Origin of the sequence: Polynucleobacter sp. es-GGE-1 (assembly GCF_018882005.1) — a bacterium.
Taxonomy (GTDB): domain Bacteria; phylum Pseudomonadota; class Gammaproteobacteria; order Burkholderiales; family Burkholderiaceae; genus Polynucleobacter.
Window position 1 is genome coordinate 172,062 of the sequence record NZ_JACVPE010000006.1, and the last position, 23,580, is coordinate 195,641.

Genomic DNA, 23,580 nt, shown 5'->3' on the forward strand with positions numbered 1-23,580 from the left:
CTGACTTTCTAATCAATATCCTTATTGGAGTCTACTAGACCATACTTTCTGAGTTTGATATAAAGACTTTGTCGAGATAAGCCTAGGATCTCAGAAGCAGAAACACGATTGTCTTTTGTCAGATCTAAGGCAGCTTTGATGCAGAGTTGCTCAATTAAGTCAGTGGTTTCGGCTAGGATGTCCTTCAAGGGGACTTTTCCAACCAGCATCGACAATTCATCAGAATTTCGTACTAGTTTCTTGTCGATACGCTTATATTTATTTTGTCTCGAATCTACTTGTCGGAAAATCATGCCAATACAAGCGCGTGGCTGGACTACGGATACCGCTGAAATATCTACTAATTTAAAACCACCACTATTGTTGTTAATCGAAGAGACACAAGATTGAGTACTTGCTTTTCCTTCTAAGGACTGCATCATGCGATCAAAATCTGTTGTGTCGTGCCCTAGATAATTTTGGATAGTAGTGCCAATCAAGTCTTGTTCGGTCTTAGCATTACTTAATTTAATAAAGGCCTTGTTTGCTTTGAGGATCTGACCTTCCGGAGTGCACACAATAAAACCATACGCATTATTTTCAATGGCCTTAACAGTTAAGGAGTCAGCATCTAATAAGTTGGATGTCATAGCTAAGTCGGGTTGCGTAAGGTTAAATAATAAGTAGGGTTTTCCGCTATTTATAAAAGAAGTTGCTTTGATCCGAATGACTTGCCCGCCGTTAATGACAGTTTCTAGAGTATTGGGTTCGCCAGTATTTTGTACGGTCTGAAGAAAGGCTTTGGCTTTGTTTAATTCTGCTGCAGGTAAGAGCGAAAGAAATGACCTGCCAATGCAATTATTTTTAGCTAGTAGCATTTGCCTAATTGCGTTGCCATTCATCTCAACTATCTGATAAGCATCATCTCCCTTAACGATGATGACCGATTCAGTACCGATTTCAAAGATCGACCGAAAGCGTTCTTCTAGTTGACTTATTTGCAGATAATTTTTACTAATTTCTTTTTGGGCAGCAACTAAATCTTGTTGCAGCTTGGATGCTTCCGAAAGATCCCTGCCAATAACGATAATTTTTTTATTGGATGATGTTTTGATGGAAGTGCACATCATTGGCAGTACCAAATTTTGATGGTTACCGACCATATTGATTTGTCGAAACTTAGTGATCTTGTCTGAGCTAGCGTCTTCTATCAAGTAGTGCATTTTTTTGACGCTGTCTGGTACAACAATGTCTAACCATTTTTTTCCTATGAGGCCATCTGGGATCTGTTTGGCTAGACTCTGATTTTCAGAATAGATGTTGACTATGGTTCCATAATCATCCAACAGAAGCGAAATATCTGCCGAGGCTTGAGCAATCAGGCTAAGCTCCTTACTGCTTAGGCCTGAAAAGAGTTGCTCTGGATGATGTGAGGCAGGCATATTAATTTAGGCTAGTTCTTTGGGCTAAAAGATCCGACACTGTTTTAATAGCCTCTTCGGCTGTTAGGGCGCAGGCATCTGCAGAGCAAGCTTTTACTAATTCTGGTTTGTAATCAAATAATGGACCGCCCACCATGGTCAGTATCCCCTTATTTTTTGATACCTTCTTTACTTCGTTTAGCAATGCCTCCATAGTATCCCACTGATCTTCACATGAGATAGAAATTGCCAATAAATCATAGGCTTGCAAGTTGATTCGATCCTTTAATTCTGCAGTAGAAGTTTCAATTTCGACTGTCGTATTCCAGCCATTCAGCTTGAAAAATTCACCTAATATTAAGATCCCCAGGGTATGTTGCGACCCCGGTGCATTAATCAGAAGGGCGTTACCCTGGTAATGGGCGAGATTGCCTTGACTCATAAAGAGAGGGCTAAGTTGATGAATGAGGTTCTGAGCACGCCCTAGCGCGACCGTCACCTCTGTAAAGCTGTTTTCATCATTTTCCCAAAGATGCTGCAAGCGTCTACAAGACGCTGGAATCAGATTCATATAGAGCGATACAAGGGTATGCCCCGATTTTTGCATCTTATCTATAAAGGAAAAGGAATCCTCTATGGGGTCATCCAACAATATCTGGCAAAAGTCGACAATTTCAACTTGCGTAATATTGATTTCATTAATCTGGCGAATAAATTGATCGTTTGCTGGTTCTAATTTATGCCCCATCAGCAAGCGCGGGATGATCTCTGATTCTATGGTTTTATTTAGCCATAGCTTCATTTCTGCGTTATCCAATTCACTTACATTAGATTGGAACGTTTTTTTCAGTGAATCTGACAAAGCCCATCTCCTAATAGCCTAGTAATGAATACAAAATGAAAGGCTGTAAGTGCTCCCCGAAAAATATGCTGCACTGCAAAAAAGAAGGGCGCTATTTCTCTCAAAACTGATCATTTAGTAATGATCCTATTTAGCGCTTTTTTTGAGTAAGTTGCTATAGGGTAAGTACCCCCAATAGGGTTATCCCGAGGACTTTCTTTTTCCAGATACCGTAAACTTTAATTGACACTTTTGTGCTTTAAAAGTGTATTAATAATTGCCTTAAGGTTGTTGCAGAAAATATATCAGACTGTGCATGGAAAAAACATATAAGCCACTTTATACCCCGGAAGAGAGGGTAAGAAGAGACGAAACCAAGTGGACACTTGTCCAAGGTATTTTGGCGCCTATTCAGTTTGTTGTTTTCTTGGTTAGTCTTTACCTCGTCCTGCGTTTTTTATTTACCGGCGAGGGAGAACATGCCGCCAATATTTCAGTAGTGGTTAAAACATTAACGCTCTACACCATCATGATCACTGGTTGTATTTGGGAAAAGGTTGTTTTTAACTGCTACTTGTTTGCCCCAGCATTTTTCTGGGAAGATGTATTTAGTATGTTGGTGTTGTTGCTTCATACCTTATATCTTGTAGCGCTGGGTACTGGTTATCTGGACCCAATTCAACTGATGCTATTGGCTTTGGCAGCCTATGCAACCTATGTGATCAATGCAGGTCAATTTATCTGGAAGCTACGGATGGCTCGCCTAGATCAAGAAAAGAAGACGCGCGAGTCTATGCTTGGCGCGCAGACTATTCAATTACAAGCTGCACAAGCAGCAAGTCTTAGTAGTGCTCAGACAACGTTAACTGGCTTAAGCATTGCAGAGGCAGAAGAATTGCATCGCAACCTTGTGCAAGGAACACAATTTTTTGGATTCATGGCGGTAATAGCGCATCTCTTAGCTTATATCTATTCCCCATGGTTGAAATAATTAAAGGCGATTGTTAGCAATGCTTGAAAATTCTTATACTCAAAAACGTACTCAGCTTCAGGAGTATTTCGACCGCACTGCGGTAGATGCTTGGGCAAAGCTAACGTCGACAGCCAAAGTCAGCGGTATACGCGCTAAGGTACGAGCTGGTCGTGAAGAGATGCGTCATGTCTTGCTAAGCTATTTACCGGCTGATTTGTCTGGACAGCGTGTTTTGGATGCTGGCTGCGGTACTGGAGTCTTAGCAGCTGATTTAGCAAAGCGGGGTGCGCATGTAGTCGCTATTGATTTATCGCCTACCTTAGTTGATTTAGCGCGCGAGAGAATTGGTCGTGATGTTGGCTCTGGATCTATTGAGTTCCGTTCTGGAGATATGTTAGATCCCGCCTTGGGTGAGTTTGATCATGTGGTTTGTATGGATTCCATGATTCACTATCACCACTTGGATATTGCTGATGCGATGGCGAAGCTTGCCGAGCGTACGCGAGCCAATATTGCTTTTACATTTGCCCCCAATAATGCCGCTCTGAGTACCTTGTTAACGATTGGTAGTGTATTTCCGAGAAGTGATCGATCACCTTTTATTCAGCCCATTTCGATTGACTCTCTCATCAGAACCTTCAGTCAGCATGATGGTTTAGCAGATTGGGCGCCAGTCAGTACGCAAAAAGTGCAACGCGCTTTTTATTTTTCACAGGCGATGCGCTTAAGCAAAAAGCCAACTGATCAGAATAAAGCGCGATAACAATGAAAATGTTTACTCTGACCTGGCGTGGCAAAGAGTTATTTGAAACTTGGAAGAGAGTGAGTCCAAAGTTCTTACCTTTTGCTGATATCGCCACCAAAGAGTTGCCAATCAGTCGTCTCTTGAGGCTGGCTCTGTTTCAGGTTTCTGTAGGCATGGCAATGGTCATGTTGATTGGCACTCTGAATCGAGTCATGATTATTGAGTTGAAAGTGAGTGCGGCTTTAGTTTCGATTATGGTTGCCTTGCCTCTGCTATTTGCTCCATTCAGAGCACTAGTTGGCTTTAAGAGTGACAGCCATAAGTCTTTTCTGGGTTGGCGCAGAGTGCCTTATATTTGGATTGGTTCCTGGTTGCAATTTGGCGGCTTTGCAATCATGCCTTTCGCACTCATTCTCTTGTCTGGCGATACCACTTGGCCTGCTTGGTTTGCGCAAGGCGCTACCGGGCTTGCTTTTCTATTGGTAGGCGCTGGTATGCAGACCACTCAAACCGCTGGTCTCGCTTTAGCATCTGATCTAGCTGAGCCTCAAGCTAGACCTAGAGTGGTCGCGCTAATGTATATGATGCTGTTGGTTGGTATGGCAGTCAGTAGTGCCATCTTTGGCTATTTGCTGATTGATATCACCCCGATTCTGTTGATTCGGGTGGTACAGGGTGTTGCAGCAACTACCTTGGTGCTCAACTTGATCGCAGCCTGGAAGCAAGAGCCTCGTCAGCCCCATTTAACAGCGCACTCTATCGAAACTCCAAGCTTTAAAGAAACTTGGGCCACTTTTTCACAGCAGGGCAAAGTGATGCGTTTCTTGGTAGCTTTAGGTTTAGGTACAGCCGCATTTAGTATGCAAGACATTATTTTAGAACCCTATGGTGCTGAAGTATTAGGTTTATCGGTTAGTGCTACCACTGTATTAACCAGTCTGACTTCTTTAGGCGCTCTCGTTGCTTTTGGTGTGGCTGCGCGTTATCTAAATCGCTCAATTGATCCCTATCGCCTGGCTTCTATTGGCGCTTTGTTTGGTATTGCGGCATTTAGTTGTGTCATTTTTTCCGAACCATTGCTTTCGCCCACCTTATTTCGTTGCGGTGCATTTTTAATTGGCTTTGGAGGCGGCTTATTTGCTGTCAGCACTTTGACTGCCGCCATGAGTTTTGAATCAGGCGGGATGAATGGTTTGGTTTTAGGTGCTTGGGGCGCGGTACACGCTAGCGCATCTGGTATTGCTATTGTAGCTGGCGGCGTCATACGGGATGTGATTTCTAGCCTGGCGACAAATGGCTTCCTAGGTGAGGGTTTGATTTCTACCGCTACAGGCTATAGTTTTGTATATCACATTGAGTTTTATTTGTTGTTTGCTACATTGATTGCAATTGGACCTTTAGTCATTATGAACAAGGAACCTGTGATGAATGTTTCTCAGAAGTTCGGTTTAGATGAATTACCAAGTTAAATAGTGGCACAGTATGTTTTTTCACGATAAGCATTATTGTTAAAAGGGAGAGCAAGATGGCAACCGGAGCAATTACAGAATATGTAGATGTTGCACAATTGGTTCTATATGCATTTTGGATATTTTTTGCAGGCCTCGTTTATTACCTGACTATAGAAAGTAAGCGTGAAGGTTTTCCGCTAGAGTATGACGTTCGTGGCGAGATCCGACGAGCGGCTGGAATAGCTGGTATGCCGGCACCGAAGACTTTTCATACAGAGTACTGGGGCGATGTCACTGTTCCCAAAGATGAGCCTCTGGAAAAAGTGGCCGCTAGACCTTCAAGCTATTTAAATGGTGCGCCTTTAGTGCCAACTGGTAACCCGATGTTAGACGGTGTAGGGCCGGGCGCCTTTACGAAGCGTGCGGATATTCCTGACATGACATCAGAAGGTCAAAAACGTATTTTGCCGGGGCGCTTACTCGGTCAATTTAACGTAGCCAAGCAGGATAGAAATCCGATTGGTATGCAAGTTAAGGGTGATGATGGTGTGGTAGCTGGCACCGTGAAAGAGCTCTGGATTGATCAGGCTGAAGTCGTGATTCGCTATTTTGAAATTGAAACCTTGCCAGAGTTTGGAGGCAGACGAGTATTACTGCCAATGAATTTTTCTCGTATTGGTAAAGACGCTATCAAGGTGGAATCGATCTTGGGCAATCAGTTTGCTTTAGTGCCAGGCTTAAAGAGTCAAGATCAGATTACGCTCTTAGAAGAAGAAAAGATCATGGCTTACTTTGGCGGCGGTACTCTGTATGCGACCCCAGAGCGCCAAGAACCCCTTATTTAAATCCCATTCAATTGAAAGTATTTTGTGAATCAAAAACCATATGAATCAGCAGAGCATGAGTTCGAGGCAGCCTTAGGGTTGCCCGAACCATTACCTGCTGGCGAAACGATTCTTTGGCAAGGCGCTCCTAGTTGGACTGCTATGGCTAAACATGTATTTCGTCTGCCATGGCTCGCAGTTTATTTTGCAGTCATCGTGGTTTTGCAGGTTTTCTCAGTAGCAGGTAGTGAAGGTGGTTTGTCAGAAGGTTGGAGTAGTGTTGCGCTCGCAGTATTTTTAGCGCTGATTGGTCTGCTGCTAATAGGTCTTTTGGCTTACTGGTCAGCAACTACCACGATGTATACCTTAACCAATCGTCGAATTGTGATGCGAGTGGGTATTGTGTTGACGGTGACCTTTAACCTCCCTTATAAAACGCTGAGAAGTGCTGATTTAAAGTTATATGCAGATGGTACTGGTGATATCCCAATGCAAATTGCTACCGAAGATAAGATTGCCTTCTTCCACCTATGGCCTCACGTGCGGCCTTGGCGTTTAGCAAAACCAGAACCGATGATGCGTTGTATTCCCGAGGCACAGCAGGTTGCAGAATTACTTACTGAAGCCTGGAAGGCATCCACTGGTCTTAGCAAGATAGAGCCTCAAGATATTGCAGTTGAACAAGCGAGAGCACAAACAGCATGAGTGTTACCCAAGGAAAAGATTTTTTATCACCCGTTGCGAAAATGCTGATCGCTGATGTGATCATCATTGTTTTATTGTTGGTATTTATTAATAGTCGCGACTTGAGTCAGGTGCGTGAACCTGATGCATCGCCTCTAAAAGTTTTGCAACTGCGTTTTGAGGATCGTCCTGATGGCTCTATCGCTGTCATCGATTACAAAACTGGTAAGCAAATTGAGGCTGTGCAAGGTGAAGCCGGTTTTGTCAGGGGTACATTGCGCGGTCTTGCACAAGAAAGAAAACGCAGAGGCTTGGATAGTGGACCTCCATTTGAATTAATTTATCGTACAGATGGTCGTTTAACTCTAGCTGATACCGCAACTGGTCGTATGGTAGACCTAGAGTCTTTTGGCCCTACCAATGCTGGAACATTTTTTAGGTTATTTAATGCATCAAATGTAGTAGCAGTAAGTAAGTCATAAATATTTATTGGAGTTGGAAATGAATTTAGATAGCGCAGAAAGTATGTTGCAAAGTCAGATCCCTGCAAAGGGATCAATCAATGACTCCACCAAGATGGCATTAGAAGATGCGGTATTAAGCCCGCGCTTTTATACGACTGACTTTAAAGAGATGGATCGCATTAGTATTGACTCCTTGCGTCCAGAGTGGGATGCATTGATGGCAGAGTATGAGGGCGACAATAATGCGGATCACTTCCAGCGTCCTGCAGATATGGATAAGAATTATTCCAATCTGCATCCCGCCTTATATGATGAGTTTGTTGATTTCTTAATCAGCTCGATTACCTCTGAGTTCTCTGGATGTATTTTGTACGCTGAGATCAAGCGTAAGGTCAGCAACCCAGATATGCGTAACTTGTTCGGTTATATGGCCAGGGATGAAAGCCGCCACGCTGGCTTTATTAATCAGTGGCTGAAGGACTTTAATATTGGTATTGACTTAGGCTTTTTGGCAAAAGCTAAGAAATATACTTACTTCAAGCCGAAGTTTATTTTCTACGCGACCTATCTCTCAGAAAAGATTGGTTATGCCCGTTACATCACGATCTTTAGGGAAATTGAGAGTCGCCCTGAGGTTCGTTTTCATCCAATCTTTTTATGGTTTGAACGTTGGTGTAATGACGAGTTCCGTCATGGCGAATCCTTTGCGTTGATCATGCGTGCTAATCCTAAGTTGCTGCAAGGTGTAAATAAATTATGGATTCGCTTTTTCATCTTGGCAGTCTATGCAACGATGTATGTGCGCGACCATACCCGCATTGAGCTATATAAAGCGATGAAAATTTCTCCAACGGATTACGACAAGAAAGTACTTTTCATCACAAACGAAATTATTAAGCAGGTCTTCCCAATTTCTGTGAATTTAGATGATCCGCGTTTCTATCACTATCTTGAGGAGATGCGAGCCTTGTTTGAGAAGATGGACGCATACAAGAAAGAGGGTGGCTTCATGAATAAGGTGAAGACAGCCATTCTGGGTGCTCGCGCTGGTTTAGTGTTTGCGAAGCTTTACTTCATTCCAGTCCAAGATAACACCTTACCTGCCAACGTTCGGATGGTCCCTACCTGGTAATTTTATGAGCATCGTTTGGCCTATCCTCTACTCGATTTTTATATGGTGGTTTAGCACCGGGATCATCCTGCTCTTAAATCAGCGCCATCCCTCCACCTATAGAAATGCTTTTTGGGTAAGCGGTATGGTGCTAGCTATGGCATTGGTAGGGCTGAAAACAAGTGCCAACTTAGGTACGGTAGCGGGAGCTTATTGTGGTTTTACCTGCGCAATTTTAGTTTGGGGTTGGCAAGAAATCGGTTTCTTATTCGGTTATGTCACTGGCCCTCGTAGAGAGCCTTGTCCTGAAGATTGTCGTGGCTTAAAAAAGATGCACTATGCCTTTCAGACTATTCAGCACCATGAAATTGCTTTGGTAGTTCTAGCAGTGTTAGTAACCATCATGACTTGGGGTGGTGCCAACCAGACAGGCTTTTGGACCTTCATGATTCTTTGGCTCATGAGACAGAGTGCGAAGCTCAATATCTTCTTGGGTGTACTGAACCTGAACGAACGGTTTTTACCGAATCACCTGAAATACATCTTTACTTACTTCACCTGCAAGCCGATGAATCCCTTGCTGCCCCTCTCAGTAATTGGTGGTGTGCTGTGCGCTATTCCACTCTGGGAGGTTGCAATTCATCCCAGCAGTACTGATTTTGAAGTAGCTTCCATGTCTCTCACCGGCGCGATTTTATCTTTGGCTGTGTTGGAGCATATTTTGATGGTTGTTCCTTTTTCTAGTGAAGGCTTGTGGAAATGGGGAATGCGATCATAAATACTCTTCCGGTGCAGAGGTATCCTGCGCCCTCGGCCATTCTCGAATTACTGAAGCCGATTACTTGGTTTCCGCCAATGTGGGCTTTTGCCTGCGGGGTGATAGCGACTGGTGTTTCTTTTCAGGGTCGCTGGCATTTATTAATCGCTGGCGTGATCTTGGCAGGCCCTATGGTATGTGCGGCTAGCCAAGCAGTGAATGATTGGTTTGACCGTGAAGTAGATGCCATCAATGAGCCTCAGCGTCCCATTCCTTCAGGTCGCATGCCCGGAACTTGGGGGCTTTATGTCGCTTTCATTTGGACATTACTATCACTGGCATTGGGCTGGTTTATTAGTCCTTGGGCATTTGTTGCGACACTGCTCGGTCTTTTACTGGCGTGGCTCTACAGCATGCCGCCATTACGTTTTAAACAAAACGGTTGGTTGGGCAATGCCGCTTGCGGAATATCTTATGAAGGCTTAGCTTGGTTTACTGGTTCGGCTGTCATGATGGGTGATGTATTTCCATCGACCCCTTCGATTTTGCTTGCCATTCTATATAGCATTGGCGCTCATGGCATCATGACTTTGAATGATTTCAAGGCAGTAGAGGGCGATCGTCGAATGGGCGTTCTATCTCTGCCAGTGCAACTAGGTATCGCAGGCGCCGCTGAAAATGCCTGTTTGATGATGCTGGTTCCACAGTTCGGCGTGCTTGGGCTACTTTTGATTTGGGGTGCCTTTTGGCAAGCATTCGTGATCTTGCTGCTCATCGCCGGTCAAATCAAGATGATGCATTATTTCTTGCAGGATCCAGTTAAGCGCGCATTATTTTTGAGTGGTTTTGGGGTGCCATTATTTGTTGCAGGAATGATGGTCAGTGCATTTGCAGTAGCAGGGCGATTCGCTATCAGTTAATTCATTGAACCTATGAGCACCGCAAACATTTCTTATCTCAGTTGGCTGCAAATTGCTAGGCTAGGATTGGTGCAAGCCTCTTTAGGTTCCATCGTGGTCTTAACCACCTCTCTCTTAAACCGAGTGATGGTAATTGAACTTGCACTTCCAGCTATTTTGCCTGGAGCACTAGTTGCTCTGCATTACTTGGTTCAATTGGTTCGTCCCCGCATGGGTTTTGGCTCAGATCAGACTCGAAGTGCTTCACCTTGGATACGAGGCGGCATATTGGTTTTAGCAAGTGGCGGCATATTGGCTGCAACTTCAATCATTCTCTTGGAGCAATCTATTATTTTGGGTATTGCGCTAGCGATAGTTGCCTTTGCCATGATTGGTATTGGTGTGAGTGCTAGCGGTACTGCCTTATTGGTTTTACTTGCTAAACGCGTTGACCCCAAACGCAAAGCAGCTGCAGCAACCTGTGTTTGGCTCATGATGATTTTTGGCTTTGCAATGACTGCCAGCATCAGCGGAAAATTTTTGACGCCATTTTCTTTTGAGCGTTTATTGATGATCTCTTCTACCGTTTCTGTAATAGCAGTTATCGTTACCTTTTTGGCTATTTGGGGTATGGAGACACCAGCAGAGTCAGTTGAAAAACAAGCGATCAATCTAGCCCACGAGGATTTACAAAAACAGAATACCAAGGTTAATTTCCGTGAGGCACTTGCTGAAGTTTGGCAAGAGGGAGCCGTACGCTCATTTACCTGGTTTGTCTTTATTTCCATGTTGGCCTATAGTTCACAAGATTTAATCTTGGAGCCATTTGCTGCAGTAGCATTTGGCTACACTCCTGCTGAAACCACGGCTTTATCAGGTCTTCAAAATGGTGGTGTCTTGGTAGGGATGCTCACGTTAGCGTTCATTACCAGCAGAGCAAAGTCCAAGAATTTAACTTCTCTGCGCAATTGGACTATTGGTGGGTGTCTTGCTTCAGCGATTGCCATGATGGGCTTGGTCTTATCCGGACCGGTTGCCAGCAGTCTCTTTTTCAAGACCGCTGTCTTTTTCTTAGGTATCTTTAATGGCGCTTTTTCAATTGCAGCCATTGGCTCAATGATGCAATTTGCCAGCTTAGGCAGTGAAAAGCGTGAAGGGGTTCGCATGGGTATTTGGGGCGCTTCGCAGGCCCTTGCTTTTGGTTTAGGTGGCATCGTCGGGACTGGTCTGAGCGATATAGCTCGGATTGTTTTAGGAAACCCAGCGACTGCCTATGCATTTGTCTTTTTATTAGAAGCTGTTTTATTTGTTGTGGCTGCGTACTTATCATTTCAGACACGTCCGCACAAGCAAACAAACGAGTTGTCAAAGCATTTGGTAGGTGCGTAAGTTTTTCAAGATTAAATGATGTGCTCAATATATGGAGATCAGAATGGGTACTTTAGAAACTTTTGATGTCGTAGTAGTTGGTGGTGGCCCTACTGGAGCTACAGCTGCAAGTGATCTGGCCAAGAAAGGTCGCAAAGTGCTCCTCTTGGATCGCATGGGCCGAATCAAGCCTTGCGGCGGCGCCATACCTCCACGCCTAATTAAGGATTTTGAAATCCCTGATGAGCTCCTAGTAGCTAAGGCCAATTGCGCCAGAATGATTGCGCCGTCAGATAAGGCAGTAGATATGCATATTGAGGGCGGCTTTGTCGGGATGGTCGATCGCGATAAGTTTGATGAATTTTTGCGCGTGCGTGCTGCCAATGATGGTGCCGAGAGAAGAACGGGCATCTTTGAGAAAATCACTCGAGATCAAGATGGAGTCTCAGTCATTCACTATGTTGTGCGCGGCAAGCATGGTGCGCCTGATGAAACTATAGCTGTTCGTGCTAAAGCAGTGATTGGTGCAGATGGAGCTAAATCTGGAGTTGGACGCCAAGCGATTCCAGGCGCTAAGGATGTGGAATATGTCTTTGCCTATCATGAGATAGTGAAGGTTCCTGATAATCCACCAGCTGATTTTGATGGTTCTCGCTGCGATGTTTTTTATCAAGGTGCTTTATCCCCAGACTTTTATGGCTGGATCTTTCCTCATGGCAAAACCATGAGTATTGGAACTGGAACTGCTGATAAAGGCTTCTCTTTGAGAAGTGCAGTAGGCGCACTCAAGAAACAAACTGGTCTTGAGGGTGCTGAAATGCTCAGGCATGAAGGCGCACCGCTACCAATGAAGCCATTAAAAAAATGGGATAACGGCAGAGATGTTGTCTTGGCAGGAGATGCCGCTGGCGTAGTTGCGCCAGCCTCAGGCGAAGGCATCTATTACGGAATGTATGGCGGCAGAGTCGCTGCTGAGGCTGTTGAAGAGCTACTGGTAACTGGCAATGGCAAGGTGTTAGCAAAAGCTCGCAAGCGTTTCATGAAAGAACACGGTACTGTATTTTTGGTACTCGGAATCATGCAGCGTTTTTGGTACAACAACGATAAACGCCGCGAACGCTTTGTCAAGATGTGTGAAGATAAAGACGTTCAGCGTTTAACATTTGAATCGTATATGAATAAGAAACTTGTTCGCCGTGATCCTTTGGCGCACTTCAAGATTTTCTTAAAAGATACCGCCCATTTATTGGGTTTTGCAAAAGTTTAAAGAGTAGGGTGTTTGTTTGACAGCAGTTTTTAATCAGTTTTGACTACTGAAAGGAAGTGGCATCATGAAAGATAACAGCGCAGCAACCTTAAAAATGAAGTCCGGCAAAATGTATCTGATTGGGATTATTGCCTTTTCCGGTTTGATTACTGGAATTGTCTTTATTAAGTTCTTGTTCTCAGTTTAATTTTGTGGGGTCAGGCTCAGTTTTTCGAGACTGAAGCCATTGTCGTTCACCAGGCGGCTTAATAGCGCTTGGTAGCGATTGGAATCCACTGTTTTAGTACGTGAGAGTATCCAGAGATACTCTCTTCTAGGATCGCTGACGGCGGCCAACTGGTACTCTGGGTCAATATCAATGACCCAGTAGTCACCCCAGACTAAGGGCAGGAACCCTAACCAAGCTGGTGCAAAACGGACCTCTAGTTTGGGTGAGGTGGAGTCACCAATTTGCCTTGCGGTGCCTAAGGCCTCACCTTTTTCATTATTTTCAAATGTGCAGCGATTCGTCACGCTCACATTGCCATCATCTTTGATCTTGTAGGTGGCATTGGTATCAGCAATACACTTTCTTTGAAACCAATTTGGAAACTTAGCAATCTCGTACCAAGTCCCTTGGTAGCGGGCAACGTCTAGTGAAGGGATTGTTTTAACAGGAGCATTTGGCTTTGGTTCAGCTTGGGCCATCACCCCAGTTTGTGCGCACAAGAAAAAAAGTAAGCCAAAAATGTAGTGATGTTTTCTCATGATATTTGCCTCAGTTTTTTTCAGTTGAGTTGAATGCTGCAAGTAGTGATTTGTTCATTACCGCTTTTGAGTTGAATCAATTCATTGCCAATCTTATTGATTTTAAGTTGCCCAATTTGTGGGTCAAAGCGCATTAATATTTGGTAGAAATCTTTCACCTCTAATAGGTCAATCCTAATCTCTTTGCCTTCATAGAGCAAGCTTGCAACCAGCGAGTCTTTATGAATGACTATCTGCATAGGACTACCATTGAGAACGCATGCCAGTGTCTTTGCTTTACGATCAATCGCGTCTATTTTGGGTGCATGAGAGTCGCAACCCCATAAAGCCAAAGTCAATAATAGAGACGCTAAAGCGTTCTTTAGACTCATCGGGGCAGACGCCAAAACTAGCGCTTAAGAGAGTTGAGCGAGAGGAGAAACCCCAATCAAGTATTGGTGCAATCCGAATATGAAAACCACCCAGAGAATCACGCCAGAAGCGATAGTAATCACAGTAGCCTTAGTGCTGATTTGAGCTTGCTCAGGCATATGAACTGGTCGTTTTCTGGCAGAACGAAAATCCAAAACAGCCCAGATGAGAAAGCTGCCAAATAGGATGAGATCTACTAGGGTGCCGTTAGATAGTAAATGCGCTAGGGCCCATACTTTGACGCCGAGAATCATTGGATGTTTTAGCTTGAGGCGGATCGCATTATTCGAAGGCGAGCTTCCGGCTAAGAAGATAAAGGCGATGAGGTTTAATACGAAGGCGATATAAATGAGAAATGCATTAGGCTGCCATAAAACCAAGGTATCTTGTCTTGCTTGCCCATAGCCAACTACCATGATGATGAATCCAATTAAGGAAATGATGGTGTAGAGGCCTTTCCATTTCACTTCACCGATTTGATCAATGATTTGGTTGCGCCATGACTCAGCAAAGATGCGACAAGAGTGACTGGCGAGAAAAATAAAGAGACCGAATAGAAATAAAGCCATGGAATACTCCAAAGGGAAAATAGGTTTTAAGGTTTGTGAATTTCTGATTCGCTGGGCTTAATGCCATAGGGTTCTACTAGAGGCCAGATGTGTTTAGGAATCATCGAGGCCATTTTTGCAGGCTGCTCTCTTCTTAGATGAATCACAGTTTCAATGGCTTTCATTTCTACGCGAGTGCGAGCAAATTCAAGACCACGAGGTCCAACCTTAGGCATTAACCAACCCACAATCGGTCTTAACCAGTTCGGCATTTTTCTTAAAGGAAGGCCACCAGCAGCGCGCTCAACATTTTTCATAAAGCCCACCACGGCTGAGTGACGTTTGCCAGCACTTCCTGGTACAGAGGTGTGCACTTCATCACCCAAGAGCGCTAGTAATTCTTCGCCACGTTGATTACGAACGATCAGCCATTGCTCACCCTGACCGCCCATATAGCCAACTGTGATGTCAGACAGCACATTGGTGTAATCAACACAGGTGCGACAGGTTAAGGGAAAAAAGTCATTTGGCAAAGTAGAGAGCGGCAATTGCAGAAACGGAATCTCTTTCTTTTTGCCATTTTTAAAGCGCACTTCAACGTGATAATCCGCTCTAAATTCAAGATAGTTAATCTCATCTGGCTCTGGGCTAACTAAGGACAGAAAGTGATGAAAGTTCTCAGTGGTGGTATTGTCAGAACACGGCGTTCCAATCACGTAAAGTTTTTCGAGGCCTAATTCTTTTTCTAGAGCCCTTAAAGCGTATACCTGACAAGGGATGCCAATCACAGCCATCTTTTTATAGCCTTTAGCAATCGCCGGCTCTAATAGCGAGAGAAGTGGCGCATAGCCCATTCTCATGCCACGACACTTGGCCATATCTGATGCTTTATCAATAATGATCGGCAATGGTTTCCAGCGATCCTGGGGATCCTCGGTCATCGTCAGAATGGCATCGACTGCGCCTGTTTCAAGTAGGCGCTCCCCGATCCGAGTGGTAATTCCAGTCCATTGCGCGCCTGCACTAGGATGATTGAGTGCAGCCCTCAGCATTTTGATGAAGGGACCAAAATGCAGTTCATCAGGGCGACCCAAATCTCTTGCCCTGCCATGAACCTGAGTTTCTAATTCTGGGTAATTGGGCTTGATAAATTGACAAGCTTCGCCGCAACGTTTTGGATTATCAGTGCGAGAAATGCCACAGTCAGTGCAGAGGCTTCGATAAGGTGCTGTATCTATTGTCACGCAAGCCTTTAATAATCTTGATAGTTTAGGGGAGGCAAAGCCATAGAGCGAAAGCCTAATAATCCATTTATTATCACCCGAGTATAGAAGATTTGTAGATCAATTTAATCATCTTGGAGAATGAAATATGCTACCGAATATCCCCCTCAAAAGACTTGATGGAAGTGCAGAAAATTTACAGGATTATGCTGGTAAGGTGCTCTTGATCGTGAATGTCGCCAGTAACTGCGGCTTTACTTCTCAATACCGTGATTTACAAAAACTGTATGAGGCAAACAAAGCCAAAGGGTTAGAAATTTTAGGATTTCCATGCAATCAATTCGGCGCTCAAGAGCCGGGCTCTGCAGAGCAGATTCAAAGCTTTTGCAGCACTAACTATGGTGTGACTTTTCCGATGTTTGAGAAAATTGATGTGAATGGGGATAACACTCATCCCTTGTATGCTTATTTAAAGGATCGGGCTCCTGGCATATTGGGAACCACTGGGATTAAGTGGAACTTCACTAAGTTTATTGTGAGCAAAGATGGTCAATCCATCACACGACTTGCATCGGCCGATGGCGCTAGTAAGATGGAAGAAGCGCTTCAAAAACTACTCTAAATGAGATGCTGCCTAGAGAAGTAGTTACTTCTTTTTCTTCTTATCGGAGTCTAACCATTCGTTGACATCTGGGAAGGCATCTTGAACTTCACCCATAAATTCACGAACCATGTAATACAGGCCAGCAATTAAGAGACAAAAAACAAAGATCGATAGAAGGAGTAGGGTAGTGTTACTCATTTTTTACGATTCAATAATGCAGATAATTTGAAATAAATCCCAAAGCAAAATATTGAGGGCACCCAAAGCGCTGTAAAGATCGACTGCTCACGATCTTGGACTACAAACCATAAATAGGCTGAGGTAAAGAATGAAATCACCACCGCCATGAGAATGAAGTAATCTGATTTTTTAAACATATTCACTCCTTCACTTCGTTATTAAAATAATCCCCAATTCCGTAGCCAATTGCGCTCAGAAGGCATCCAATGATAGCGCAGCCACCCAATACACGAATGCCTGAAGAAAGACCAAAAGAAAACATATCGGCAGAAATGAAGTCCCACAGACTCAAGCTAATCAAGATAAAGCTAACCGAGCTAATGAAGAAGCCCGAAAGGATGAAGGTCTTTTCAGCTAATTGCGGTAAGTTGGTCATTGGGTTGATGACGACTAGTAGCTTAGGAGCCTAGCAGGCAGATTCAATTAAGCAACCGACTCTACTGGCTTAGCTGGCCATATGAAATTGGTCATTGCTGCGATAGTGATGAGCAGCAAGATGATTTCTATTAGATAGACACCGCAGTAACCGGTAGCTGGGCTATTGAGCTCTTCGCCAAAATAATTTCTGGAAGCCATGCCAGCCAAAATATCCCGAAAAATGCCTCCAAAGCCAACTGCAATCCCTGCAGCAGTTGCTTGCACTGCTCCCCATGCACCCAATGCCAAGCCACTTTGATTTTCTGGAGCATATCTCATGGTGGCAGTTAAGGTTCCATGACTAAATAGCCCGTTACCAAAGCCAATTAATACCACCCCGAGAATAAAAATGAGAGTGCTATTAAATGGCGCAGCGATGATGACCAACATGAATGCAGGAATACCAATTTTGGCGCCATTACTAGCCATCTTAAAAGGATCGTAACCAGCACTTAATACCTTGGATGCAATGCTAAAGCCAAACAAACAGCCAACGGCCAAAGTAGCAGTTAACACAGTGGTAGCACTCACACTCATGTTTAATAATTCACCACCATAAGGCTCTAGTAAAACATCATTCATGCTAAATGCCATGGTGCCAAAACCTACTGCAATTAAGCGACGAATTGCTTGACCACCCTCCTTGAAGGTTTCCCAAGACTCTTTAAAGTTTTGTTCTCTAGCGACTTGCGCTCTAGCACGCGCTTCTTCGCGGCTTTCTTGTTTCCAAAGTGCAATAGCATTCAACAAAATCGTGACGACAGCACTTCCTTGAATGACTTGGATTAAGCGTCCAGGGCTGTACTCTTCTAATAGCTGACCAAAAATCAAAGCGCTGCCAATCATACCAATGAGTAACATCACAAACATCAGGCCAACAATATTAGGCTGCGCCTTAGGTGGTGCAAGATCACAAGCCAAGGCAAGACCAACGGTTTGCGTTGTGTGAATGCCGGCGCCAACAAATAAAAATGACAGTCCAGCAGCTGCTAGTCCAATCCATGCTGGCGCTTCGCTCGCATTGCCTGCACCAGCTAATACTAGCAAAGCAAAAGGCATGATGGCTAGTCCGCCGAATTGCACCATGGTTCCCATCCAAATATAAGGAACGCGACGCCAACCGAGAGCAGATTTATGAGTGTCAGAGCGAAAACCAATCAGCGCTCTAATAGGAGCAAAAATAATGGGCAAGGAAACCATGATCGATACCAATGATGCTGGTACATGTAACTCCACAATCATTACTCGATTCAGTGTGCCCACTAAGAGCACTAAGGCCATGCCAACTGATACTTGGAAGAGGGATAGTCTGAGTAATCTACCTAGTGGTAGTTCAGCAGAAGCGGCGTCTGCGAAGGGCAAAAAACGGGGACCTAAATTAGCCCAGGTACTGATTAATTTTTGACTAAAGCGATTCATCTAAAACTGAGTTTAACTGACGAGTATGCAAAACAAAAAAATAAGACCCAGATCTAACGATCTAGGTCTTATGAGACAAAATAAAACTTATTTTTGTGCTGCTGGTGCCGCGGGCGCTCCAGAAGTAGCGCCAGCCTTAGCAGACTTACCGCCTTCTAAAAAAGCCTTCACCCAAGTTGTGTTATTAAGTAATGCCAAATGAACTGAAAAGGAACCAACTGCTACTGCACCCAAAAACAATGGGATGCCAACTGTTGGTCTTACTACTGTCCACATTTTTCCGTAGATCATCTTAAGCTCCTTAAATTACTTCAACCAAGGTGAATAGATGTAAGCAAGTAAATGGGCAAGTGCTGCGATCATCCCAAAAAATTGCGTACCTTGAATGAGGTTGCGATGTAGCTCTTCCGCCTCCTCAACACTCAGACCTGTAAGAGTGTTATTTGTCATAGTGTTTTCCTCTCAAATCTAACTGCGTCGTGCAAACCCACACGAGGGTACTAATTAACCTTCTTTGCCACAAGGTGAATTTAGTCCTAATGTGTAAAAAAATCTAGACACTTTTCTAAGGAATTTCCCTTATAAGTCAACGTGTTGCACTGCAGAATACATGGCAAAACAGCTATTTTTGAGCTGTTTTAGGGCTTTTGGGGGATAAAATGGGCTCCGAACACGGTCTAATTGAGGTGTCATATGAGTCAATCTAGTGAGCGTTTTAGCACTATCAAAATCATTTTTGAGATCGCTTGTGCTGCAGGCGGGTTTGCCATGTCCCTCCTATTTGCCAAGCAGCTCGATTTAGGAGACGTCCCTGGTGTTTTTATGGGCCTCATGGGGGCAATTTTCACCTTCATTCTTGCGCAGGGCCTCACAAGCTTCATTTTTCGTATACTGCGTTGAGATTAATGTGAGGTCCAGCCTCTTGTTTGATAAGGATAGGTTATGAATAAGCAATCTACATCGAGCCCAATTGATGCGAAGTTTAAAAGAACCATGCTTTGGCTCAAATTTGCCATCGTTGTCTTCCCCATCGCCTTGCTCGGGCAGATCTGGATTCTCTATCAGGAGTATTCATTTACCAATTTACTTTTTGTGCTGATCACGGCCTTGGCCTTGTATTCCACAGTGAATTCATACAAAAAATTCAAAACTTACGAGGCTGCTGCTAAGAGCCAGCAATAATGGGTTCATATGTGGGTTTTCCCTAGGTGGGAAACCGAAATAGGTGTCAATCTTGATTGACATCTTGTGAATCACGGGGAAGAATCATTTTCATGATTTTTCTATGCCCACTTCAAGCTATTTTTAGATATCCTCTCGTATGCAATTACTCAATCTTGGTGTGAATCATCACACAGCTCCAATTGATATTCGAGAGAGTGTCGCTATTTCTCCAGAGGATTTGCAAGACTCATTATTAGATCTTCGTGATTATTTGCGAGGCACCCATCGCGAGTTAATGCCCGAAGTCGCTATTTTATCGACCTGCAATCGCATGGAGATTTACTGTGCCGCTAATGACGTGATTCAACCGAGTCATCATTTAGAAGAGCGTGCTTTTAATTGGCTGACTGCACAAAAGCGTTTGCACAGTGATGCATTAAAGCCATATATTTATTCTGCAAAAGAGACTGATGCTGTAAAGCATGTATTTAGAGTGAGCTGCGGAATGGACTCAATGGTTTTGGGTGAGACTCAGATTCTGGGTCAAATGAAGAAAGCGGTTGAATTCGCTGATCAAGCAGGCACATTGGGATCATATTTAAAGCCACTATTTAATAAAACTTTTTCAGTTGCTAAGGCAGTACGCGCAACAACGGATATTGGTAAACATTCAGTTTCTATGGCTAGCGCATCAGTTCGCTTAGCTGAAAGAATCTTTGGTGATTTAAATAACTCAAAAGTCTTATTTATTGGTGCAGGCGAAATGATTCAGTTATGCGCCTCACACTTTGCGGGTAAAAAACCAAAGCAGATTGCGATCACGAATCGTACCGTTGACCGTGGCGACGAAATGGCCAAAGTTTTTGCCGAGAAGGGTTTAAAAACCGACTCCTTTCCTTTGCAATCGCTACCAACCCGTTTGCATGAGTTTGATGTCGTTGTTTCATGCACGGCTAGTTCCTTGCCCATCATAGGTATGGGGCTTGTTAAAACAGCTTTGAAGACTAGAAGTAGTAGGCCGATTGTATTAATCGACTTAGCTGTGCCACGTGATATAGAGCCAGAGATTCGCTCTCTCAAGGATGCCTACCTGTATTCGGTTGATGATTTGGGCAGCCTGGTTAATGAAGGTCGTAATATCCGCGAGCTCTCAATGGCTGATGCTGAAATTATTATTGACAATGGTGTGAGTGAATTTTTCCAGACACTACAAAAAAGAACACTAGTGCCAATCATTCAGTCCTTGCAAAATACTGCAGACCGACTCAAAGAAATTGAATTGGAAAAAGCAGTGCGGCGTATTAAAAGGGGCGAAGATCCGGTTGAGGTTTTATCGATCATGGCAGATGCCCTAGCGAATAAATTTATGCATGCCCCTATCAATGCATTACAAAATTCACCCAATAATGAGATCGAAGATTTCAAGCGAATTCTCACTAGTATTTATCCTCCAAAATAATGACGGCGTTGAATATGCTCCAGGTCACCAAACTACTCCATACGATTAATTCTTCGCAGGACTTAAAGCAACTCGAACAGTCTGAGCTTCCACAATTGGCTGATGAATTGCGTGAATTTATCCTTCAATCTGTTGCTAGTACGGGTGGGCATCTATCTTCTAATCTTGGAACAGTAGAGTTAGCAGTCGCCTTGCACTACGTTTTCAATACGCCTGATGACAGAATCGTTTGGGACGTAGGCCATCAAAGCTATGCTCATAAAATTTTGACTGGGCGCAGAGAGGGAATGCCTCAGTTGCGTCAGTTTGGAGGCTTGTCTGGATTCCCTAAGCGTTCGGAAAGCGAATACGATGCTTTTGGCACAGCACATTCTTCCACCAGTATTTCAGCTGCTTTAGGAATGGCGGTCGCCAGTAAGGTGAAGGGCGAAAAGCGCAATGTGGTTGCTGTAATTGGAGATGGCTCTATGAGCGCGGGCATGGCCTACGAAGGCTTAAATAATGCCGGGGTTGATAAATCCATTCCTTTGATCGTGATTTTGAACGATAACGAAATGTCGATTTCGCCAGCCGTCGGAGCTCTCAATCGATATTTAGCAAAACTCATTAGCGGTTCAATTTATGGGGCCACTAAAAAAGGCTTAGATAAGGTGCTTTCCTATAGCCCTCCCTTGCGAGAGTTTGCAAAAAGACTGGAAGGTCATGCTAAGGGGATGATTGGTCCAGCTACCATTTTTGAAGAATTTGGTTTTGATTACTATGGCCCAATCGATGGTCATAACTTGGAAGATTTGATTGTCACATTGAGTAATTTAAAAAAGATTGCCCAAACTGATGGTCCACAATTTCTGCATATCGTTACCAAAAAAGGCAAAGGATACGAGAGGGCAGAGTTAAATCCGATTGCTTATCATGGGCCGGGAAAATTTAATCCTAGCGAAGGTCTAAAGCCTTCCGCGCCAGGTAAAAAAACCTATACCGAAGTGTTTGGTGAATGGCTTTGCGACATGGCAAAGCAAGATCAGCGTCTGATTGGTATTACGCCAGCGATGCGCGAGGGTTCTGGTCTAGTTCAGTTTGAAAAACAGTTTCCTGAGCGTTACTTTGACGTAGGCATTGCAGAACAACATGCGGTGACTTTTGCGGCAGGTATTGCTTGTGAAGGTCTCAAGCCAGTAGTCGCTATCTATTCCACCTTTTTACAAAGGGGCTACGATCAACTGATCCACGATGTGACCTTGCAAAATTTACCGATTGTCTTTGCCGTAGACCGAGCCGGCATGGTTGGTGCAGATGGTGCAACACATGCAGGTGCATTTGATGTGGCCTTTTTAAGATGCTTGCCGAATATGGTGCTCATGACGCCATCTAATCAAGCAGATTGCAGAAATATGTTGACCACAGCTTTTAGCTTAAATGGTCCCTCAGTGGTGCGTTATCCACGGGGTTCTGGATTGGGTCCTGAAGCCTCTCAGAAACTTGAGGTTATTACTGTTGGCGAAGGATTGATCGTTCGCAAAATCAAAAATACTGTAGCCGTCGGTAAAAAGATTGCTTTCGTTTGTTTTGGTCCTTTGCTTTACAGTGCGCCAGAGGCTGCAGAGGAGCTTGATGCTACGGTTGCCGATATGCGCTTTGTGAAACCTCTAGATGAAAAATTATTATTAGATCTGGCAAAAAATCATGATGCTTTGGTCTTTGTTGAAGATAGCGCTATCCAAGGAGGGGCTGGTAGCGCCTGTTTAGAAGCCTTATCAGCACACAAGATTCAAATACCGACTTTACAAATTGGCCTACCCGATGAGTATGTCGAGCATGGTGATATTAATGTGCTGCTAGATTTTTACGGTCTATCCTCGAAAAAAATTCTGACTAAGGTGCGTGAGCATTTTCAAATCTAACGATCTATTTCATGTTTAAGAAAGAAAAAAAAGAGACTCAAGGTTTATCAAAAGAACAAAAGTGGCAATACATTGGTAAACCTGTTGCCATCATCTTTGGCACTCTGAATCTTTTCATTTTGATTTTTTTCTTAATCAACTATTACGCTTAAATACTGAACCAAAGGCTGATTAACCCATGTTGAATAAGAAAATGGTCGTGCCATTTGTGTGGGGCCTATCCATAGCCATTCTGGGCGGCTTAGCAACGGATTTGGGGCCTTGGTACCACGCTTTAAAAGAGCCTTTTTGGAAACCCCCCGATTTTTTATTTGGTCCCATTTGGTCTACTATTTTTATTCTTTCAGGTATCGCTTGGGTAGGGGTAAAACACTTGACCTCGGATACTTTGATTCTCAGTCGCCTGAATATTTTCTTTTGGCTCAATGCACTTCTGAATTTACTGTGGAGCATTTTGTATTTTCGTTTTCAAAGACCTGATTGGTCTTTATATGAAGCCGTGTTTTTATGGCTTTCAGTGCTAGCTATTTTTCTGACAATCAGAAAAATTTCTACTAAATATAGCTTATATATCTTGCCGTATTTGGTATGGGTCAGTATTGCGATTGTTTTAAATTGGGATACAGTTCGACTGAATGGCCCCTTCCCCTAAAAGTGCGACTG

The 23,580-nt window shown here is 43.8% G+C and carries 31 protein-coding genes; 19 read left to right on the forward strand and 12 right to left on the reverse strand.

The window, feature by feature from the left end; translation table 11 throughout:
* Positions 1 to 8: 8 nt before the first annotated feature.
* Positions 9 to 1,421, reverse strand: coding sequence for a transcriptional regulator PpsR (gene ppsR / locus ICN35_RS05770; protein ID WP_216125096.1), 1,413 nt, complete (start codon positions 1,419 to 1,421; stop codon positions 9 to 11).
* A 1-nt stretch (position 1,422) separates the two neighbouring features.
* Positions 1,423 to 2,262: a B12-binding domain-containing protein gene (locus ICN35_RS05775; RefSeq protein WP_216125097.1), complete on the reverse strand. Its 840-nt coding sequence runs from the start codon at positions 2,260 to 2,262 to the stop codon at positions 1,423 to 1,425.
* A 295-nt stretch (positions 2,263 to 2,557) separates the two neighbouring features.
* On the opposite strand from ICN35_RS05775, the gene bchF reads away from it, so the two are divergent.
* The 12 genes from bchF (at position 2,558) to ICN35_RS11375 (ending at position 12,971) form a co-directional block, all read left to right on the forward strand.
* Complete coding sequence (bchF, locus tag ICN35_RS05780) at positions 2,558 to 3,232, forward strand: 2-vinyl bacteriochlorophyllide hydratase (protein WP_251369961.1); 675 nt, start codon at positions 2,558 to 2,560, stop codon at positions 3,230 to 3,232.
* Between the two features lie 19 nt (positions 3,233 to 3,251).
* The gene (gene bchM, locus ICN35_RS05790) at positions 3,252 to 3,977 is read left to right on the forward strand and encodes a magnesium protoporphyrin IX methyltransferase (protein ID WP_216125105.1); all 726 of its coding nucleotides are present in this window, start codon (positions 3,252 to 3,254) and stop codon (positions 3,975 to 3,977) included.
* A gap of 8 nt (positions 3,978 to 3,985) precedes the next feature.
* The gene (locus ICN35_RS05795; RefSeq protein ID WP_216125107.1) at positions 3,986 to 5,428 is read left to right on the forward strand and encodes a BCD family MFS transporter; all 1,443 of its coding nucleotides are present in this window, start codon (positions 3,986 to 3,988) and stop codon (positions 5,426 to 5,428) included.
* A gap of 56 nt (positions 5,429 to 5,484) precedes the next feature.
* The gene (puhA, locus tag ICN35_RS05800) at positions 5,485 to 6,255 is read left to right on the forward strand and encodes a photosynthetic reaction center subunit H (RefSeq protein ID WP_216125109.1); all 771 of its coding nucleotides are present in this window, start codon (positions 5,485 to 5,487) and stop codon (positions 6,253 to 6,255) included.
* Between the two features lie 24 nt (positions 6,256 to 6,279).
* Positions 6,280 to 6,939 carry a photosynthetic complex putative assembly protein PuhB gene (gene puhB / locus ICN35_RS05805; RefSeq protein WP_216125111.1) on the forward strand — a complete coding sequence of 220 codons (660 nt, stop codon included), beginning with the start codon at positions 6,280 to 6,282 and terminating at the stop codon, positions 6,937 to 6,939.
* Positions 6,936 to 7,400: a photosynthetic complex assembly protein PuhC gene (gene puhC, locus ICN35_RS05810; RefSeq protein WP_215295303.1), complete on the forward strand. Its 465-nt coding sequence runs from the start codon at positions 6,936 to 6,938 to the stop codon at positions 7,398 to 7,400. The genes puhB and puhC overlap by 4 nt, the downstream gene beginning before the upstream one ends.
* 19 nt (positions 7,401 to 7,419) lie before the next feature.
* Positions 7,420 to 8,514 (forward strand): magnesium-protoporphyrin IX monomethyl ester (oxidative) cyclase, encoded by a 1,095-nt coding sequence (acsF, locus tag ICN35_RS05815; protein ID WP_255534196.1) that lies wholly within the window; start codon positions 7,420 to 7,422, stop codon positions 8,512 to 8,514.
* A gap of 4 nt (positions 8,515 to 8,518) precedes the next feature.
* A complete protein-coding gene (gene puhE, locus ICN35_RS05820; protein WP_215295302.1) occupies positions 8,519 to 9,271 on the forward strand; it encodes a putative photosynthetic complex assembly protein PuhE in 753 nt (250 codons plus the stop codon).
* Between the two features lie 11 nt (positions 9,272 to 9,282).
* Positions 9,283 to 10,170: a chlorophyll synthase ChlG gene (chlG, locus tag ICN35_RS05825; protein WP_251372021.1), complete on the forward strand. Its 888-nt coding sequence runs from the start codon at positions 9,283 to 9,285 to the stop codon at positions 10,168 to 10,170.
* 12 nt (positions 10,171 to 10,182) lie between these two features.
* Complete coding sequence (locus ICN35_RS05830) at positions 10,183 to 11,538, forward strand: BCD family MFS transporter (RefSeq protein ID WP_216125113.1); 1,356 nt, start codon at positions 10,183 to 10,185, stop codon at positions 11,536 to 11,538.
* 43 nt (positions 11,539 to 11,581) lie between these two features.
* On the forward strand, positions 11,582 to 12,784 hold the full coding sequence (locus tag ICN35_RS05835; protein WP_215318434.1) for a geranylgeranyl diphosphate reductase: 1,203 nt from the start codon (positions 11,582 to 11,584) through the stop codon (positions 12,782 to 12,784).
* Between the two features lie 64 nt (positions 12,785 to 12,848).
* Positions 12,849 to 12,971, forward strand: a complete 123-nt coding sequence (locus ICN35_RS11375) for a hypothetical protein (protein WP_255534195.1) — start codon at positions 12,849 to 12,851, stop codon at positions 12,969 to 12,971.
* Here the strand turns inward: ICN35_RS11375 and ICN35_RS05840 are convergent.
* From ICN35_RS05840 to ICN35_RS05855, 4 genes are read right to left on the reverse strand one after another with little or no spacing between them, the layout of a single operon-like run.
* The gene (locus ICN35_RS05840) at positions 12,968 to 13,531 is read right to left on the reverse strand and encodes a lipocalin family protein (RefSeq protein ID WP_215295294.1); all 564 of its coding nucleotides are present in this window, start codon (positions 13,529 to 13,531) and stop codon (positions 12,968 to 12,970) included. The two genes, ICN35_RS11375 and ICN35_RS05840, sit on opposite strands and share 4 nt — an antisense overlap.
* A gap of 20 nt (positions 13,532 to 13,551) precedes the next feature.
* Positions 13,552 to 13,902: a hypothetical protein gene (locus tag ICN35_RS05845; protein WP_216125115.1), complete on the reverse strand. Its 351-nt coding sequence runs from the start codon at positions 13,900 to 13,902 to the stop codon at positions 13,552 to 13,554.
* 24 nt (positions 13,903 to 13,926) lie between these two features.
* A complete protein-coding gene (locus ICN35_RS05850) occupies positions 13,927 to 14,511 on the reverse strand; it encodes an NnrU family protein (protein WP_216125117.1) in 585 nt (194 codons plus the stop codon).
* Between the two features lie 26 nt (positions 14,512 to 14,537).
* Complete coding sequence (locus tag ICN35_RS05855; RefSeq protein ID WP_216125125.1) at positions 14,538 to 15,734, reverse strand: Coenzyme F420 hydrogenase/dehydrogenase, beta subunit C-terminal domain; 1,197 nt, start codon at positions 15,732 to 15,734, stop codon at positions 14,538 to 14,540.
* A 127-nt stretch (positions 15,735 to 15,861) separates the two neighbouring features.
* On the opposite strand from ICN35_RS05855, the gene ICN35_RS05860 reads away from it, so the two are divergent.
* A complete protein-coding gene (locus tag ICN35_RS05860) occupies positions 15,862 to 16,335 on the forward strand; it encodes a glutathione peroxidase (RefSeq protein ID WP_215318424.1) in 474 nt (157 codons plus the stop codon).
* Between the two features lie 24 nt (positions 16,336 to 16,359).
* Here ICN35_RS05860 and ICN35_RS05865 read toward each other — a convergent pair whose 3' ends face one another.
* The 6 genes from ICN35_RS05865 to pufB all read right to left on the reverse strand — a co-directional run bounded on the left by ICN35_RS05865 (position 16,360) and on the right by pufB (position 18,843).
* Positions 16,360 to 16,515, reverse strand: coding sequence for a hypothetical protein (locus ICN35_RS05865; protein WP_215295285.1), 156 nt, complete (start codon positions 16,513 to 16,515; stop codon positions 16,360 to 16,362).
* Positions 16,512 to 16,694, reverse strand: coding sequence for a hypothetical protein (locus ICN35_RS05870; protein ID WP_215295283.1), 183 nt, complete (start codon positions 16,692 to 16,694; stop codon positions 16,512 to 16,514). The genes ICN35_RS05865 and ICN35_RS05870 overlap by 4 nt, the downstream gene beginning before the upstream one ends.
* A gap of 2 nt (positions 16,695 to 16,696) precedes the next feature.
* Entirely contained in the window at positions 16,697 to 16,933 is a 237-nt protein-coding gene (locus ICN35_RS05875; RefSeq protein ID WP_215295281.1) for a hypothetical protein, read from the reverse strand.
* A gap of 47 nt (positions 16,934 to 16,980) precedes the next feature.
* Positions 16,981 to 18,393, reverse strand: a complete 1,413-nt coding sequence (locus ICN35_RS05880) for a PucC family protein (protein WP_215318423.1) — start codon at positions 18,391 to 18,393, stop codon at positions 16,981 to 16,983.
* Between the two features lie 87 nt (positions 18,394 to 18,480).
* Positions 18,481 to 18,684: a light-harvesting protein gene (locus tag ICN35_RS05885; protein ID WP_216125127.1), complete on the reverse strand. Its 204-nt coding sequence runs from the start codon at positions 18,682 to 18,684 to the stop codon at positions 18,481 to 18,483.
* 15 nt (positions 18,685 to 18,699) lie between these two features.
* Positions 18,700 to 18,843: a light-harvesting antenna LH1, beta subunit gene (gene pufB, locus ICN35_RS05890; protein WP_112294365.1), complete on the reverse strand. Its 144-nt coding sequence runs from the start codon at positions 18,841 to 18,843 to the stop codon at positions 18,700 to 18,702.
* Positions 18,844 to 19,086: 243 nt separating this feature from the next.
* Here pufB and ICN35_RS05895 point away from each other — a divergent pair, with 243 nt between their 5' ends.
* The 6 genes from ICN35_RS05895 to ICN35_RS05920 all read left to right on the forward strand — a co-directional run bounded on the left by ICN35_RS05895 (position 19,087) and on the right by ICN35_RS05920 (position 23,569).
* A complete protein-coding gene (locus ICN35_RS05895) occupies positions 19,087 to 19,293 on the forward strand; it encodes a hypothetical protein (protein WP_215318422.1) in 207 nt (68 codons plus the stop codon).
* Between the two features lie 42 nt (positions 19,294 to 19,335).
* Positions 19,336 to 19,575, forward strand: coding sequence for a hypothetical protein (locus ICN35_RS05900; RefSeq protein ID WP_215295274.1), 240 nt, complete (start codon positions 19,336 to 19,338; stop codon positions 19,573 to 19,575).
* A 139-nt stretch (positions 19,576 to 19,714) separates the two neighbouring features.
* Entirely contained in the window at positions 19,715 to 21,016 is a 1,302-nt protein-coding gene (gene hemA / locus ICN35_RS05905; RefSeq protein WP_216125129.1) for a glutamyl-tRNA reductase, read from the forward strand.
* Between the two features lie 14 nt (positions 21,017 to 21,030).
* Positions 21,031 to 22,917, forward strand: coding sequence for a 1-deoxy-D-xylulose-5-phosphate synthase (gene dxs, locus ICN35_RS05910; RefSeq protein ID WP_216125143.1), 1,887 nt, complete (start codon positions 21,031 to 21,033; stop codon positions 22,915 to 22,917).
* Positions 22,918 to 22,928: 11 nt separating this feature from the next.
* Positions 22,929 to 23,069: a hypothetical protein gene (locus tag ICN35_RS05915; protein WP_216125144.1), complete on the forward strand. Its 141-nt coding sequence runs from the start codon at positions 22,929 to 22,931 to the stop codon at positions 23,067 to 23,069.
* Positions 23,070 to 23,095: 26 nt separating this feature from the next.
* A complete protein-coding gene (locus ICN35_RS05920; RefSeq protein ID WP_216125146.1) occupies positions 23,096 to 23,569 on the forward strand; it encodes a TspO/MBR family protein in 474 nt (157 codons plus the stop codon).
* Positions 23,570 to 23,580: the final 11 nt, after the last annotated feature.

What these genes read in the sequence shown, in the direction of transcription:
- ppsR (WP_216125096.1), bottom strand. Translation starts at nt 1,421, where the DNA reads ATGCCTGCCTCACATCATCCAGAGCAACTCTTTTCAGGCCTAAGCAGT.
- bchF (WP_251369961.1), top strand. Translation starts at nt 2,558, where the DNA reads ATGGAAAAAACATATAAGCCACTTTATACCCCGGAAGAGAGGGTAAGA.
- bchM (WP_216125105.1), top strand. Translation starts at nt 3,252, where the DNA reads ATGCTTGAAAATTCTTATACTCAAAAACGTACTCAGCTTCAGGAGTAT.
- ICN35_RS05795 (WP_216125107.1), top strand. Translation starts at nt 3,986, where the DNA reads ATGTTTACTCTGACCTGGCGTGGCAAAGAGTTATTTGAAACTTGGAAG.
- puhA (WP_216125109.1), top strand. Translation starts at nt 5,485, where the DNA reads ATGGCAACCGGAGCAATTACAGAATATGTAGATGTTGCACAATTGGTT.
- puhC (WP_215295303.1), top strand. Translation starts at nt 6,936, where the DNA reads ATGAGTGTTACCCAAGGAAAAGATTTTTTATCACCCGTTGCGAAAATG.
- acsF (WP_255534196.1), top strand. Translation starts at nt 7,420, where the DNA reads ATGAATTTAGATAGCGCAGAAAGTATGTTGCAAAGTCAGATCCCTGCA.
- puhE (WP_215295302.1), top strand. Translation starts at nt 8,519, where the DNA reads ATGAGCATCGTTTGGCCTATCCTCTACTCGATTTTTATATGGTGGTTT.
- ICN35_RS05830 (WP_216125113.1), top strand. Translation starts at nt 10,183, where the DNA reads ATGAGCACCGCAAACATTTCTTATCTCAGTTGGCTGCAAATTGCTAGG.
- ICN35_RS05835 (WP_215318434.1), top strand. Translation starts at nt 11,582, where the DNA reads ATGGGTACTTTAGAAACTTTTGATGTCGTAGTAGTTGGTGGTGGCCCT.
- ICN35_RS11375 (WP_255534195.1), top strand. Translation starts at nt 12,849, where the DNA reads ATGAAAGATAACAGCGCAGCAACCTTAAAAATGAAGTCCGGCAAAATG.
- ICN35_RS05840 (WP_215295294.1), bottom strand. Translation starts at nt 13,531, where the DNA reads ATGAGAAAACATCACTACATTTTTGGCTTACTTTTTTTCTTGTGCGCA.
- ICN35_RS05845 (WP_216125115.1), bottom strand. Translation starts at nt 13,902, where the DNA reads ATGAGTCTAAAGAACGCTTTAGCGTCTCTATTATTGACTTTGGCTTTA.
- ICN35_RS05850 (WP_216125117.1), bottom strand. Translation starts at nt 14,511, where the DNA reads ATGGCTTTATTTCTATTCGGTCTCTTTATTTTTCTCGCCAGTCACTCT.
- ICN35_RS05860 (WP_215318424.1), top strand. Translation starts at nt 15,862, where the DNA reads ATGCTACCGAATATCCCCCTCAAAAGACTTGATGGAAGTGCAGAAAAT.
- ICN35_RS05865 (WP_215295285.1), bottom strand. Translation starts at nt 16,515, where the DNA reads ATGAGTAACACTACCCTACTCCTTCTATCGATCTTTGTTTTTTGTCTC.
- ICN35_RS05870 (WP_215295283.1), bottom strand. Translation starts at nt 16,694, where the DNA reads ATGTTTAAAAAATCAGATTACTTCATTCTCATGGCGGTGGTGATTTCA.
- ICN35_RS05875 (WP_215295281.1), bottom strand. Translation starts at nt 16,933, where the DNA reads ATGACCAACTTACCGCAATTAGCTGAAAAGACCTTCATCCTTTCGGGC.
- ICN35_RS05880 (WP_215318423.1), bottom strand. Translation starts at nt 18,393, where the DNA reads ATGAATCGCTTTAGTCAAAAATTAATCAGTACCTGGGCTAATTTAGGT.
- ICN35_RS05885 (WP_216125127.1), bottom strand. Translation starts at nt 18,684, where the DNA reads ATGATCTACGGAAAAATGTGGACAGTAGTAAGACCAACAGTTGGCATC.
- pufB (WP_112294365.1), bottom strand. Translation starts at nt 18,843, where the DNA reads ATGACAAATAACACTCTTACAGGTCTGAGTGTTGAGGAGGCGGAAGAG.
- ICN35_RS05895 (WP_215318422.1), top strand. Translation starts at nt 19,087, where the DNA reads ATGAGTCAATCTAGTGAGCGTTTTAGCACTATCAAAATCATTTTTGAG.
- ICN35_RS05900 (WP_215295274.1), top strand. Translation starts at nt 19,336, where the DNA reads ATGAATAAGCAATCTACATCGAGCCCAATTGATGCGAAGTTTAAAAGA.
- hemA (WP_216125129.1), top strand. Translation starts at nt 19,715, where the DNA reads ATGCAATTACTCAATCTTGGTGTGAATCATCACACAGCTCCAATTGAT.
- dxs (WP_216125143.1), top strand. Translation starts at nt 21,031, where the DNA reads ATGCTCCAGGTCACCAAACTACTCCATACGATTAATTCTTCGCAGGAC.
- ICN35_RS05915 (WP_216125144.1), top strand. Translation starts at nt 22,929, where the DNA reads ATGTTTAAGAAAGAAAAAAAAGAGACTCAAGGTTTATCAAAAGAACAA.
- ICN35_RS05920 (WP_216125146.1), top strand. Translation starts at nt 23,096, where the DNA reads ATGTTGAATAAGAAAATGGTCGTGCCATTTGTGTGGGGCCTATCCATA.